The organism is Frankia sp. BMG5.23 (assembly GCF_000685765.2).
Taxonomy (GTDB): Bacteria; Actinomycetota; Actinomycetes; order Frankiales; family Frankiaceae; genus Frankia; species Frankia casuarinae.
In genome coordinates this window covers 109,430-123,549 of sequence record NZ_JDWE01000003.1, presented here as the reverse complement: position 1 = coordinate 123,549, position 14,120 = coordinate 109,430, and the positions used below count along the sequence as shown (strand labels likewise).

The following is a 14,120-nucleotide window of genomic DNA, read 5'->3' as shown; positions in this document are numbered from 1 at the left end:
GCACTGCCTGCTCGTCGTCGCCACCCTGGTGGGCTACGTCGCCGTCGGAGGCGCGCCGTTCACCCGGTACCTGCTGCCGATACTGCCGATCCTCGCCCTTGTCGTCGCGGCCTGCTGCGGATCGCTGCCGCTGGGCCGTCGCGGCCTGCCGACGGTCGCGGTCGTCGCCGCGCTGGCGGCGCTCACCGTGGTCATGCTCATCCGTGACCTGGCATTCAAGCGGCCCGCGCTCGCCCCGCTGGCGAACCTGGACCGGCTGCGGACCGCCTGGGACCAGACGGCCCCGGGCCCGCCCGACCTCGGGCTGTCGTGCCTGGCGGGATGGGCCGTTCTCGGCGGTGTCCTGCTCGTCGTCGCGTTATGGAAGCTCGCTGACCCGGCGGTAGACGGCCGCGGTGAGCTGCGCGGTGCGCCGCCAGGTGAACGTGCGGGCGTGCGCCCGGCCGGCGTCGGTGTCGCCGGGGGAGTCGAGCAGCTCCAGGATCGCTTCGGCGAGGTCGTCGGCGAACGAGTCGCGGTCGGTCTGCCGAACGAGCCGCACCGGACTGGTGGAGCGGGTGATGGTCAGCCCGGGGGCCTGGCCAGGGGTCTGCTCAGGGGACCGGCAGGCGGGGGCGGCGACGTCGACGAGAGCGGCGGTGACCTCCCGCACGGTCGGGATGTCGGCGGCGACCACCGGAGTCCCGGCGGCGAGCGCCTCCAGGGGGGGTAGCCCGAAGCCCTCGTACCGGGACGGGAAGCACAGCACGCTCGCTCCGGCGACGGTCATCCGCAGTGCCTCGCTGTCGAGATAACCGGCGACGACGACGGCGTCGGACGGCAGGTTCGCCAGGTCCAGTGCCGGTCCCCACCCCGGAGGCCCGACGAGCACCAACGGCGGAGCGTCGATTTTCGCCGCGTGCAGCCGGCGGACCGCCTCCAGCAGCGCCGGGAGGTTCTTGCGGGGCTCCACCGAACCGACGAACAGCAGGTACCGCTCGGGCAGGCCACGGGCCCTGCGCCAGGCGAGGCTCGGCTTCGCCGTGGTGAACCAGGCGTCGTCGACGCCGAGCGGCGTCGGGGTCACCAGCGCGGGGTCGAGCCGGTAGGCCGTCACCACCTCGTCGGCCACCGCGCGGCTGGGCGTCAGCACGGCGGACGCCCGGCGCAGGCCGCGGGGGACCAGATCGCTGTAGCGGGCGGACGCCGCCGTCACCGTGTCCGGGGTACGCAGGTAGGACAGGTCATGGATGGTCAGCACACCGCGGGCCCGGCGCAGCGGTGGAAGGACGAAGTTCGTCGCGTGCACGACGTCGGCGGGGCCGGTGAGCCACTCGACGGGCGGGTACTCCGAGCGGGCCCAGGCATCCTGCAACAGCCGGGCCGGTGCCCGCCGGGCCGCCGTTCGCACCCCGGCCGGCAGCGCGCCCGGCAGCTCGTCCAGCCCGCGCCAGGTGAACGCCGTCGCCGCGAGTTCCCACCCGGCCCCGGCTTCCCGCCCGGGCTCGGTGGCGAGCCGGGCGAGCCCGGTCAGCAGATGCTCGGTGTAGCGGCCGACCCCGGTGCGTTGCCCGAGCAACGGCGTGCCGTCCAGCACGACCCTCATGCCGGAATCATCCCCTCCTTTCCGGGAGTGCCACGCCCCGCCGGTTCACCGCTCGTACAACCCGTGCCGGATGGCGATCTCCCGCCATTGCCGCGCGAACGCCGCATCGGAGAAGGTCTGGGCGCGTTCGATCGCCGCGGCGGCGAGCCGACCGCGTAGACCGTCCTCGGCGGCGAGCCGGCGAGTGAAGGAGGCAACCTGCTCCGGGCCGGTCCATCGGTAGCCGTCGATTCCGTGCCGGACGATCTCTCGCTGGCCGGCCCGGTCGATGACGACGGGAACGCAGCCCCCGGCCATCGCCTCGACGGTGGTCATCCCGAAGTGCTCCGCCGTCCAGGGACGCCGGTCATCGTCCTCGCCGTACCCGGTGGCCGACCAGAACACCGAGCTGGTCGAGAGCAGCCGTTCGACCTCGGCGCGCGGGGCATTGGGATGGATCTCCACCGGCAGCCCCGCGCCGGCCGCCCGGACCTGTTCCAGGTAGGGCAGTTGAGAGTCCTCACAGCCGCCGACGACGTGCATCGTCCAGTCGGGCAGGTTGCCCGCACGGTACAGGTCGCCGAACCACTGCACCATCTCCAGCTGTCGCTTGGCGTGGCCGAGGCCGGGGGCGAAGAACCGGCCGACGGTGACGACGGCCTTCTCCCGCCGCGGCGCCGGATGCAACCGTTCCACCTGGATGGGGGGGAACAGCAGGTCGGCGTCGCGCTTCCACAACCGGCGGATCCAGCCGCGGGTGAACCGCGAGTTGGCCATGACCACGTCGTAGCCGTCGAGGTAGCCGAGGTCGGCCGGGTCCCGCAGCAGCCAGGGGAAACGCAGCGGGAGCCGGGCGATCGGCCCCTCGCCACCATCGGTGACCCGGGGGCGGCTCACCGCCACGCCGAGTTCGCGCACGTCCGCCGCGCCTGGCGAGAACGCGTCACTGACCAGGGTGAGCTCGGTACCGTTCGCCGACGGCGGCAGCGATACCTCGAACGGGGTGAAGTCGGTGCCGATCCGCAGCTTGGCCAGCACGCCGCCGTCGGCGTCGAGGAGGCGCAACGCCGTACCGACGGGCGCGCCGGGCCGGCCGATATCGGCGCGCAGGGTGCGCCGCTTGCCCGGGCTGACGGCGAGGATGCCCGCCCCGTTCGTCCAGGTCCACTGCCGGCGGCGGCCGCCCTCCGGCGGGTACCAGCCCTGGCCGAAGCTCACCGCTGGGCGAACCCCGCGCAGCAGCGGCCCGGCCGTGCGGACCGCGGCCTTGCGCCAGGCCGCCATGTCGTGGTCGAACGGCGTCGGGAAGAAGCACAGGTACGCCGAGTGGCGGGCCTTCGGCATGATCCGGCTCATGTACGAACCGTTTACGAACAGGTCGTAGCGTCTGGAGAGGACGGCGATGGCCTCCTCGCCCCGGTCCGGCAACCGCACGTACCGGCAGTCGGCGAGATCCAGCCCGAGATGCTCGCCGAGCGCCGCGAGGTCGACCTCGGAGTGCCCGAGGAGATCGACCACGGCGCCCTCGGCGGCCAGTACCTGGGCGATCATGCCGTTGTGGCGTTCCCCGCCGCCCATGGAGTGCCAGAACCGGTTGTAGACCGCCGCCCGCACCCCGTCGGCCGGTTGGTCGTTCTCGGCCGGTTGGCCGGCTCTCGCGGGATCGTTCATCGGGACACCAGCCAGCTCTGCAGGCTCGCCCGCCGTTGCGCGGCGCTGCGCCCGATCTCGCGCCGGGCCCGCAGCATGTCGGGCAGCAGCCGCAGGTAGGAGCCATACACCCGCAGCCGCAGCAGGGTCGGTCGGATCGCGGGCTGGCTGCGCGCGCGCCAGGCCTGGCGCAGCGTGCGCACCGCGATCGAGACGGTGGTCAGCGGGTAGCGGATCACGGCGGCCAGCGCCATCGGCGCGGTCGCGTCCTTGGTGAGCATCAGCAGCCGGTTGCGGTCGGTGTGGAAGACGAACAGCGGTGACCATTCGACGCTCGACGCCGAGTGGATGTGACGCAGCACCGCCCCCGGGACGTAGCGGATGCCGTACCCGCGGGCCCGGATCCGCCAGGACAGGTCGGTGTCCTCGTAGTAGAGGAAGAACGCGTCGTCGAACCAGCCGAGCTCGTGGCCGAGCGACGAACGGATCGCCATCCCGTTCCCGCAGGCGGTGAACACGTCCTCCGGCTGGTCGAACTGGCCGACGTCGACCTGCTGGTAACCACGGTCGGCACCGTAACCGTCGGTCAGGACGATGCCGCCGACGTTGTTGATGACGTCCACCCGCGGCGCCTCACCGCCGACGGTCAGCGACACCGTCGTCGACTCGGGGCCCACCGCGAGGTCCGCTCGCCCTCCGGCCGACGTGCCGGTCGGGCCGTCCCAGCTCAGGGTGACCTGTTTGCGCGATTCCGCCGCCCAGGTGAACCCGAGGGTGACCGGGCCGCCGTCGGGGATCGGCACGCACAGTTCGCCGTCCCCTCGGGTCCAGAAGTACGGCGAGCCGCTCGGTCCCTCGGCACCATAGGTGAGGTTCTCCCAGAGCACCTCGCGCAGCGCCTCGCGCCCGTCCACCGTCACCGAGGACACCCGCACCCCCAGCTCGCGGGAGTCGTGCGGACCCGGGACGAAGGTAGGCGTGTGCAGCCTGATCCGCAGGAACCGGGGGAGGAAGACGACCTTGCCGGTGGTGGCGCCGAGATGCCGGCCGCCGGGCTCGTCGAACGGCGCCAGCAGCGCCGCGAGCCAGGTGGGCTCGGGGATCGCGTCGTTGTTCACCAGGACCGCGAACGGCGTCGTGACCTGGCGCAGCGCCAGGTTGTTGCCGCCGGCGAAACCGAGGTTGCATTCCGCGGGCACCACGCGTACCCAGGGGTAGCGCTCGGCGAGCAGCTCCCGCGAGCCGTCGGACGAGGCGTTGTCGACCACCCAGGTTTGGTAGGCGAAATCCGCCTCCTGCTTGGCGATGCCGTCCAGGCAGGCCGGGAGGAGATGCGCGCCGTTCCAGTTGACGATCACGATGGTCGCCAGCGGCTCGACGGTCTTCGACTCGACGGCCGATCCCGCCTCCGGCCGGGTCGGGCGTTCCTCGCTCATCCGCGCAACCTCGCATCGTAGTCGACCTTGAGCAGTCCGTCCGCCTGCGCACCACCGACGCCGAACAGCTCCTCGAACCGGCGGGTGGTGACCGGGACGCCGGTGGCGGCGTCCGAGACGTGCACCTTCACCGCGAAGGCGCCGAGCAGCTCGGGCAGGCGTGGTACCGAGAAGTCGACGATGTGGCGGCCTGGCCCGATGGCGAGCCCGCCGAGTGGCGTCTCCATCATCCAGATCGGCACCTCGTTCTGGCCGACGATGTAGGTGTGCAGGTACACGTGCTCGGGGGCACCCTCGGTGACGTCGAACTCGACGCTGACGGTGAGGGACTCGCCGGGGCCGTACTGCACGGTGGGCGGCCCGCCCGGCTCGTGGCTGAAGGTGACCGACTCCGGCCTGACCGTGGCGTACTGGTAGGAGACCGGTTCCCCCGCGGGCAGGCTGCCCAGCTTCTGCCGCAGCAGTTTGGTACCCACGGCCGGCGGGCCGTCGAAGAACAGCGACCCGGACTCCAAGACCAGGATGCGATCGCACATGTTCTCGATGAGGTCGAGGGAGTGCGTCACGAACAGGATCGTGCGGCCCTGGGCCCGGAATTCGGCGATCTTGGCCAGGCACTTGCGCTGGAACGCCTCGTCCCCGACGGCCAGGACCTCGTCGACGAGCAGCACGTCCGGGTCGACGTGCACGGCGACGGCGAAGCCGAGGCGGACGTACTGGCCCGACGAGTAGTGCTTGACGTCATCGTCGATCTTGTGGCGCAGCTCGGAGAAGTCGACGATGGAGTCGAAGAGCTGATCGATCTCCCGTTTGGACAGTCCGAGCAGGGACGCGTTGAGGTAGACGTTGTCCCGGCCGGAGAGCTCGCCGTTGAACCCGGCACCGAGTTCGAGCAGCGAGGCGATCCGACCGTGTACCGAGACCCGTCCGTCTGTCGGGCGCAGGATCCCGGCGAGCACCTTGAGCAGCGTCGACTTGCCCGAGCCGTTCGCACCGGCGAGACCGACCGTCTGGCCTCGTCCGATCGTCACGTCGATGTCGCGCAGTGCCCAGAAGTCGTCCCCGGCGGGGCCGCCCCGACGGACGAACCGTTCCTTCAGACTGGTCGCCCGGTTGTGGTACGAGACGAATTTCTTGCTCACTCCGGCGGCCTCGATCACCACGGGCGCCTCGCGCGCCGGGTCGGGTGACGCGGCGGCCTCCCTGCCCTCGGGCGGGGCGGCGGGGCTCGGCGGGTACGCGGACGAGTATCGGGCCACTACTGCTACTCCTTGCTGGCCGCCTGCGGACGTCCCATCATGATCGCACCGCGGTCGGCGTGCTGGCTCCCGGGGCCTTCGGCGGGCGACGAGGACAGGGCCGGTCCGCCACGGGCCGACTACAGATCCTCGGCGAAGTCCGCCTGCAGGGCGCGGAACACGTGCAGCCCCAGCCACAGCAGGGCGAGGGAGATCACCCCGGCGACGGCGAGATGTTCCAGGTAGAACGTGTAACCGGGGTTCGCCAGGATGGGGGCGGAGCCCGTCGAGTTACCCGGGGGTGGATCGTAGATCGCCCGCTGGAACGTGATGACCACGACGGCCATCGGGTTGAGCAGATACACCCAGGTCAGGTCGGCCAACCTGTTCTGGATGAGGCCGAAGGCGTACACCATGGGATTCAGCCAGAACCAGGCGAGCAGCGCCACGTCGAGCAGATGGGCGGTGTCGCGGTAACGCACGTTGAGCGCGCTGACCAGCAGGGACAGTGCCACGGTGAAGGTGAGGGCGACGGCTCCGGCCGGGACGAGCAGCAGCAGCTCGGGGCCGAGCAGGCTGTAGCCGAGCGCGAGGATCACCACGAACAGGACCAGCAGTTGCAGCAGGAAGTGCACCGCGGCGAAGCCGACCGCCGACAGGGGGAGCACGGCGAGGGGAAAGCGGACCTTCTTGACGAGGTTCGCGTTCGCCACGACGCTGCCGCAGGACGCGGACACGCTGCCCGAGAAGGCGTTCCAGACGAGCAGCCCGGACATCAGGTAAATACCGAAGCGGGGGATTCCTGATTTCAGCACGATCTGGAACACGAAGGTATACACGACGAGAAGGAGCATCGGGTTCGCCAGTGACCAGGCGAATCCCAGCGTCGACCCCTTGTACTTGACCTTGAGATCCTTGCGGATGAGATTGCGCAGCAGTTCCCAGCGCACCCTCGTCTGGGCCCGGCTGCGACGGGCCAGCCGGCTCACGTCCAGCGCGTGATGGTGCTCCGGCCCGGGCGGCCCTGGCGGACCGGTCTGCGGCTCCGGGGCGGACGGAGCCACCGGCGGCAGCGCGGCGTCAGCCAGATGTGACACGGCCCGCCCTCCCCGTCTCCCGAACGCGCGGGTACCGCTCGCCGCCATGGCGCGACTGGAGCTGCACCTGTCCGCTCCTCCTCGACACTTCGGCTCGACACTTCGGCTCGACACTCTGGCTCGACGCTTCGGGGACCTGAACACTACCGAGACCGAGGCGCCCCTGGTTCGTCCCACGTCCAAGCGGGTTCCGCGACTCGACCGGCCGTCTTTTCCGGCTACCGAGAGTATCGCCCTGCTTGCGGAAGAATAGTCAATGGTGTCCAGGGTCGAACTGGCCCGCTTCTCGTCAGAATCGGACGGTACCGTGCCATCGCCGGGCGGGCGACGCCACCCACTCCGGTGGCCGACGGCCAGAGCACGGTTCATAGTATTGATCCGTCCATCTGGCTTCGGCCGGCCGAGGCCGCGGGGGAGAATCCCGACGCACGCCGGCCGTCGTGGCTGACCCGGCGGAGGCGGTCGTAACCGGCCGCATGGAGCGGTCGTAACCGGCCGCACGGAGAGGACGGTCGTGTTCACCGACGTCCGGCTACGCGAAGTGTGGTCGCACCTGGAGTCGGGCGGGGCACAGGCCCTGACTCTGGATGTCTTCGACACCCTCCTGTGGCGCATGGTGCCAGAGCCCGCCCATGCCTTCGTGCTGTTGGGCCGGCGGCTCGCGGACGCGGGCCACCTGCCCGCCAGCGTCTCCCCGGGCGAGTTTGCCCGGCTGCGGGTCCACGCCGAGCAGCTGGCCCGCCTGCACGCCGAGGCCACCCGCGGTACCCATGAGGTGCGGCTGGACGAGATCTGGCAGCTGCTGCTGCCTGCGCTACCCGGTGCCCCCGGCGTCCAGGACCTCCTGGACGCAGAGGTCGCGGTCGAACGCGAGCTCTGCCGCGCCGACCTCGCCGTGGTGGAGCTCGCCGAGCTCGCCATGACGAAGCTCGGCCTGCCGGTCTACCTGCTGTCCGACACGTACTTCTCGGCCGGCCAGCTCGAACGGCTGCTGAACCGGCCGGAGCTGGCCGGCGTGCCCTTCACCCACATCTTCACCTCCTCCGACGCAGGGACGTCGAAGAGTGACGGGCTGTTCCAGCACATGCTCGCAGCGTCGAACCTGCGGCCGTCCCGGGTCGTGCACCTTGGCGACCACCCCGTCGCCGACGTCGAGGGCGCCCGCGAGCACGGGCTTGTCGCCATCCATTACCCGAAGTACTCCGGGGCGCTGGAGCAGACCCTTGAGCTCGAGGGTCTGCGTAAGGCGCCGAGCGACGACCTCCCGATCGACCCGGTAGACGGCGACTACGGGATGACCGCGTTGCGAGCCCGGTCACTGCACCGTGCCGACGCCCTCGCGGTCCCCGCGGGGCTGCGCCGGTACTGGGAGGCCGGCGCGACGGTCTTCGGGCCGGTCTTCACCGGTTTCGCGGAGTGGGCTGTGGAACGGGCCCGTGACTTCGGCGCCGACCACATCCACTGCCTGATGCGGGAGGGCGACTTCCTTTCCCGCCTGCTCGTCGGTCCCGGCGAGGATGTCGGGGTCACCATTTCGACGCTGTGGGCGTCGCGGCAGGTGTGCGCGCTGGCCAACGTCTTCGAGGGCAACCCCGAGGAGCTCAGGAGCTTCCTGGTCCGTCGGCACGCGCCGAGTGTGGGGCAGTTGCTGCGCCAGCTCGGGGTCCGGCTGGAGAACGTCGCCGGCATCTCGGCGCTGGCCGACCGCCGCCTCGACGTGCCCGGCCTGCTCGACGACACCCTCGAGGCGCTCTGTTCCGATGAGCGGATCCGCAGCGAGATCGTGCTGACCGCGTCCCGCCTGCGTGAGCGTTACGTGCGCTACCTCGACAGCCAGCTACCCGAGAGCGGCCGGGTCGTCTTCCTCGACCTGGGCTGGGGCGGGACGATCCAGGCGCTGCTCACCCGGCTGCTCGCCTCCACCGGCCGCGGGCTGGACATCCTCGGCCTGTACCTGGCTACGAACCAGGCGGCGATGACGCACCGGTTGGCCGGTCTGGAGCTGGAGGGATATGTTGCGACAAGCGGTCAGCCCGAGACCCTGGCGAACCAGCTCATGCGTAGCCCCGAGGTACTCGAGCAGCTTTGCATGCCCGACGTCGGGTCACTGGTCTCCTTCGACGAGATGGGTAATCCGGTGCTCAGCATCGACCGGACCTCGCGGACGCAGGTCGCCCAGCGAGCCGCCGTCCAGGACGGCGTCCTGGCCTTCCAGCGGGAATGGCTGCGTTACCGGCGCTCGGAGACCCCGATGCCGTCGCTGGCCTGCGCCGGGGCGCGCCAGGCGGGGCTGCGGACGCTGACCCGCTTCGTCGCCCGGCCGACCGCGGTGGAGGCCGCGGCCTTCGGTGCCTGGGCGCACGACGACAACTTCGGCTCCGACGCCACCGAGGGCCTGCTGCCGCCGGAGCTGGTCCGCCGGATGCCGTATCTCACCCCGGCCGACATCGACCGGATCTCCATGCGCGAGCTTTACTGGCCCGCCGGGGTGGCCGGGGTCGCGAACCGGCCGCTGGCCGTGATCAGCGGGCTGGCCGCCGCCGCGGGCATCCCGCCGGAGGAGGTCTCGCCCGAGGCCGCGGCGGGGCCCGTGGAAGTCTACATCGACACGGGCGGGGACTTCGTCAACGGTCCGAAGGAGACGGCGGTCACCCGGTCGGCCCGCGACGGCCTGTCGATCGTCCGGCTCAGCCTGGAGGCGGTCGGGGTACGCCGGATCCGCATCGACCCGGCGGGTCGGCGCGGTCTGCTCCGCCTGGACTGGCTGACGCTGTCCTTTCATATCAACAACACCCCAGAGCCGGACAAGATAACCATCACCTCGCTGGACGATCCCGCCCAGCAGCTCGCCCTCCTCGGCTGCCGGCTGCTCCAGCCGAACCTGGTAGAGATCACCGGGGACGACCCACAGTTCGTCTACACGATCGACCTCGCCACACAGCCGCAGCTCGCCGGGGTCTACGCCCTCGACGTCGAGCTGGCGTTCGGCTGGATGGGCATCCGGGGTGATCCGCTGGCCCTGCCCGCGGCGGAGCCCGCCCGCGACGGTCTGCCGCTGCGGGCGGCCCGCAAGATCCGGCGCGAGCTCGGGGGATCGCGGTGACGGACCACCCGGACTCAGAGCGCAGCGAGGTTCGGGACAGTTTCGCCGAGCTCGCCGCCGTCGCCGCCGGGATGGACGCCGGAACGGACCTCGAGGCCCGACCAGGCACCGGACCGGGCACCGGACCAGGCACGGCGCCCACCTGGCAGGGCGATCACGCCGTCGAGGTCGGGGACGCCGCCGAACCCACGCTGGCGCCCCTGCTCCTGCACTCCCTGTCCGATCTGCGCGAGATCTGGGTGCCGCTGCTGGAGACGTCCGGGGCGCGCAGCATCGCGGAGATCGGTTCCGAGAGCGGGGTCACCACCTCGCTCCTCGTCGACCTGCTGCGCCGTGGCGGTGGCGGGCGGTTAGTGGTCATCGATCCCGAGCCCGGGGTGTCGCCGGCCTCCGGCGGGGGCCTCGATGTGCACGTGATCCGGGGGCACAGCCCGCAGGCGCTCGACGGCCACGCGCCGACCGACGCCTACCTCATCGACGGGGACCACAACTACGCCACCGTGCACGGCGAGCTCACCGAGATCGACCGAGCGGTCACCTTGTTCGGCCGGTCCTACTTTCCCCTGGTGATCCTGCACGACGTCGGCTGGCCGGCAGGCCGGCGCGACCAGTATTACAACCCCGACCGCATTCCCGAGGGCGCCCGGCAGCCGCACTCGTGGGACGTCGGTGTCGAGATCGACAACAGGGAGACGGTTCCCGGGGGATTTCGGGGCATGGGAGCCTTCGCCTGGGCGCTGACCGAGGGCGGTCCGCGTAACGGGGTGCGCACGGCCGTCGAGGACTTCGTCGCAGACCACCCTGACCTGCGTTTCTTCACCGTGGCACCGATCTTCGGGTTGGGCGTGGTGATCGACCGGCGGGCTCCCTGGGCGCGTCGCGTCGCCGACCTGCTCATTCCGTGGGTGTCCAACCGGCTACTTTCCCGCCTGGAGCGCAACCGCATCGACCTCTACCTGCACGTCCTGCGGTTGCAGGACACCGCGGCGGCGGTCGCCCGGGCGCGGCAGCGGGAGTGGGCGCGCCTGGACGACGAGCGCAGCCGGCTCGCGGCCATCGAGCTCGAGCACCTGCACCGTATCGCCCAGCTTGAGCAGGAGGTCGCCGAGCTCCGCCGGCGCGAGCAGGAACGCGAGGAGCGGTGGGCCCAGAGCCACTGGGCGGCCGCGGACGTCGACGAGCCCAAGCTGATGCAGGTCGCGCGGATCGCGAACTCGGTGCTGCGGTCCCGGCTGAGCACCACCGGACAGGACCGCCTGGCGAGGGTACAGACGCGGATCGCCGATGCCGGCGCGGGTCGCGGCGCCCTGCCCGCGCTGCGCCGTCGCTCGGCCACCCCGGTGCCACCCCCGCCGGCAGCGGCGCCGCCGGGCATGCGGCGACCGCCCTCGGAGCGGACCTCGGATGGTCAGCAGACCGGTTGGTAGGGCACGTCTGAGATGTGGCGCTGCCATTCGGCATCGGTGATCTGCTTCGACGGGTCGGCGCACGCGGCGGCGATCAGGTCGGCGTCACCGATCCGGCTGATGCGCACGGTGTAGTCGTCGCTTGCCGTGGCGATGCTGTGGCTGTCCGGTGTCCACGCCAGGGCCTGCACCCAGTCCCCGTGCCCGGTGATGGTGCCGATCGCCGGCGGCCGGCCCGGTTCGGTGACATCCCACAGGTGCACCGTGGTGTCCCAGCCCGCGGTGGCCAGGGTCCTGCCGTCCGGGCTGAACGCCACGTCGAACACCCATTTCTCGTCGGCCGGGAAGGAAGCGGTGGCCGCCGGCCGAGACGGATTGGTGATGTCCCAGATTCGGGCCGTACCGTCATAGGCGCCCGTGGCGAGGCGCCGGCCGTCCGGGCTGAAGGCGACCGCCCACACGTAGTCGGTGTGCGCGGTGATGGCCGCGAGCGGTCGCGGCCGGCGCGGATCGGTGACGTCCCACAGCCGGGCCGTCCGGTCGGCGCTGGCGGTCGCCAACAGGTGACCATTCGGGCTGAACGCGACCTCGTTCACCCAACTGGTGTGGCGGTCGAGCACGGACAGTTGACTGGGGCGGCGCGGATCGGTGACGTCCCACAGCCGGGCCGTGTTGTCATAGCCCGAGGTGGCGAGGACCTTCCCGTCCGGGCTGAACGCGGCGTCGAGTACCCAGCCGTTGTGTCCGAGGATGACGGAGAGTTCGACGGGGTGGCGCGGATCGCCGAGGTCCCACAGGATCACCGACCGGTCGTAGCTGACCGTGGCGAGCAGCCGTCCGTCCGGGCTGAACGCCGCGTCGAGCGTCCACGAGGTGTGCCTGGCCAGGGTGGCGAGCTTCACCGGATGGGAACGCGCGGAGATGTCCCACAGCTGGACGAGGTTGTCGGCACCGGTCGAGGCCAGCAGGCGCCCGTCCCGGCTGATGTCCACACCGAGCGCCGACTGCGTGTGCCCGTCGAGCACCGTCGCCGTCGCGGCGGCGAAGGAGGTGCGCAGGGCGGCGCGGGCCTCCCGCACCGGGCTGATGCGGTAGGCCGCCAGGGACAGCCGGGCGGCCAGGTTCGCATCGGAGTTGCGGACGGCCTCGGCGGCCAGAGCGACGCGAGCGGCCGTCTCCTCCCGGCTCGGCCGCCGGTCACTGCCGGTGGTGAGCGCGAATGGTATGAGGGCCGCGATGAGCAGGACCGCGAGGAGCGGGGCGGCCAGCAGCGCGACGCGGCGCCAGTTCCACCGGCCGCGGTCCCGTGCCGACAGGTCGACGGGCGGCCCGGCGCCGACCGACCCGCTTGAGGCAGACCCGCCCGGGGCAGACATCTGTCCGGGCGCGCAGCGGTCCGGGTCGGTCCGCTGCGGGGGCGCGGGCATCGACACCCCGGCACGGATGACGCGGGTCACCTCCGGGTCGGGATGCGTGGTCGGACCCATTCCGACCAGACGCAGGAACAGCTCCTGGGCACTCGGCCGGGTGGCCGGGTCCTTGCGCATGGCCTCTTCGACGATCGGCCGCAGGGCTGGAGCGAGACCGTCGAGCAGTGGTTCGCGGTGTACGACGCGGTAGAGCTGCACCGGCGTCGGCCCGTCCCCGAAGGGGAAGGAACCGGTGCCCGCATAGGTCACCAGGCCACCCCACGCGAAGACGTCCGCCGCCGCCGTCACCGGCTCGCCGTTGGCCTGCTCCGGGGCCATGAACGCCGGTGTACCGATCCGCTGGATCTCCTGGCTGAGCATCGTCGGGGCGTCCAGCGCCCGGGCGATGCCGAAGTCGATGACGCGGGGACCCAAGGCTGAGAGCAGCACGTTGGACGGTTTGAGATCACGGTGTACGAGGCCGGCGCCGTGGATGGCGGTCAGCGCCGCGGCCACGCTGACCGCGACGCGCTCCAGGTCGGCCGACCGCAGCGGGCCGTCCGCGGCCACCGTCTGGGCGAGGGTGAGGCCGTCGATGTACTCGGTGACGAGGTAGGGCCGCCCGTCCGGCGGATCGACGACGCCGAGTACCTCGGCGGTGCAGAAGCGGGCGACCCGGCGCGCGATGTCGGCCTCCCGGCGGAACCGGGCCCGGAACTCGGGCACCCGGGCCAGGTCGGGCCGAATGACCTTGACCGCGACGAGCCGGCCGGCGTGCTCGGCGACGTCCGGCCTGCCCCGCCCGAGGAAGACGGTCCCCATCCCGCCCTCACCGAGGCGTCCCAGCAGCGTGAACTGGCCCAGTTCGGTCGGGTCGCCGCTGTCGAGGGGCTCGATGGACGGCCCCGTCAGACCGCTGCCGCCCACCGGGCCGAAGCCCGGCGCCGAGGACGTCCCCCGTCCCGACCGAGCGGCGGGTCCGGAGGGCGTCTCGGGTCCCACGGGGTTCGCTTCGGAGGCGGGGTCGGGTCGAGCGGGCGATGCGGACGGGGGCGCCACCGTCCCCGCGTTGCCCGTCTCCCGCTTGCGGCGCAAGACCCCTCCCGAACCGAGATGGTTGACATCGCGGATCCTATGCGCCTCGGAATCACCATCCGAGGCCCCCGAGCCCCGATGCGCAGCGCCGCCGTGGCCGGTTGCGCCTTGTCCGAGGCCCA

8 protein-coding genes are annotated in these 14,120 nt (G+C 71.6%); 2 read left to right on the top strand and 6 right to left on the bottom strand.

Features of this window, described 5'->3' with window-relative positions; all coding sequences use genetic code 11:
- Nucleotides 1–358 precede the first annotated feature (358 nt).
- The 5 genes from BMG523DRAFT_RS22535 to BMG523DRAFT_RS02370 form a co-directional block, all read right to left on the bottom strand.
- Nucleotides 359–1,585 (bottom strand): glycosyltransferase family 1 protein, encoded by a 1,227-nt coding sequence (locus BMG523DRAFT_RS22535; protein WP_011435173.1) that lies wholly within the window; start codon nt 1,583–1,585, stop codon nt 359–361.
- Nucleotides 1,586–1,630: 45 nt separating this feature from the next.
- Entirely contained in the window at nt 1,631–3,235 is a 1,605-nt protein-coding gene (locus tag BMG523DRAFT_RS02385; protein WP_011435174.1) for a glycosyltransferase, read from the bottom strand.
- Nucleotides 3,232–4,650, bottom strand: a complete 1,419-nt coding sequence (locus BMG523DRAFT_RS02380; protein ID WP_011435175.1) for a glycosyltransferase family 2 protein — start codon at nt 4,648–4,650, stop codon at nt 3,232–3,234. Before BMG523DRAFT_RS02380 ends, BMG523DRAFT_RS02385 begins: the two co-directional genes overlap by 4 nt.
- The gene (locus BMG523DRAFT_RS02375; RefSeq protein ID WP_011435176.1) at nt 4,647–5,909 is read right to left on the bottom strand and encodes an ABC transporter ATP-binding protein; all 1,263 of its coding nucleotides are present in this window, start codon (nt 5,907–5,909) and stop codon (nt 4,647–4,649) included. The genes BMG523DRAFT_RS02380 and BMG523DRAFT_RS02375 overlap by 4 nt, the downstream gene beginning before the upstream one ends.
- Before the next feature lie 119 nt (nt 5,910–6,028).
- Nucleotides 6,029–6,985, bottom strand: coding sequence for an ABC transporter permease (locus tag BMG523DRAFT_RS02370; RefSeq protein ID WP_011435177.1), 957 nt, complete (start codon nt 6,983–6,985; stop codon nt 6,029–6,031).
- Nucleotides 6,986–7,499: 514 nt separating this feature from the next.
- On the opposite strand from BMG523DRAFT_RS02370, the gene BMG523DRAFT_RS02365 reads away from it, so the two are divergent.
- Together BMG523DRAFT_RS02365 and BMG523DRAFT_RS02360 are read left to right on the top strand one after the other, a co-directional pair.
- A complete protein-coding gene (locus BMG523DRAFT_RS02365; RefSeq protein WP_011435178.1) occupies nt 7,500–10,088 on the top strand; it encodes a haloacid dehalogenase in 2,589 nt (862 codons plus the stop codon).
- Nucleotides 10,085–11,515, top strand: coding sequence for a class I SAM-dependent methyltransferase (locus BMG523DRAFT_RS02360; protein WP_011435179.1), 1,431 nt, complete (start codon nt 10,085–10,087; stop codon nt 11,513–11,515). Before BMG523DRAFT_RS02365 ends, BMG523DRAFT_RS02360 begins: the two co-directional genes overlap by 4 nt.
- Here the strand turns inward: BMG523DRAFT_RS02360 and BMG523DRAFT_RS02355 are convergent.
- Nucleotides 11,497–13,830: a WD40 repeat domain-containing serine/threonine protein kinase gene (locus BMG523DRAFT_RS02355; RefSeq protein WP_255353839.1), complete on the bottom strand. Its 2,334-nt coding sequence runs from the start codon at nt 13,828–13,830 to the stop codon at nt 11,497–11,499. The genes BMG523DRAFT_RS02360 and BMG523DRAFT_RS02355 overlap by 19 nt on opposite strands.
- Between the last annotated feature and the right edge of the window lie 290 nt (nt 13,831–14,120).

Coding starts and splice junctions, on each gene's coding strand:
- BMG523DRAFT_RS22535 (WP_011435173.1), bottom strand. CDS start 1,585: ATGAGGGTCGTGCTGGACGGCACGCCGTTGCTCGGGCAACGCACCGGG.
- BMG523DRAFT_RS02385 (WP_011435174.1), bottom strand. CDS start 3,235: ATGAACGATCCCGCGAGAGCCGGCCAACCGGCCGAGAACGACCAACCG.
- BMG523DRAFT_RS02380 (WP_011435175.1), bottom strand. CDS start 4,650: ATGAGCGAGGAACGCCCGACCCGGCCGGAGGCGGGATCGGCCGTCGAG.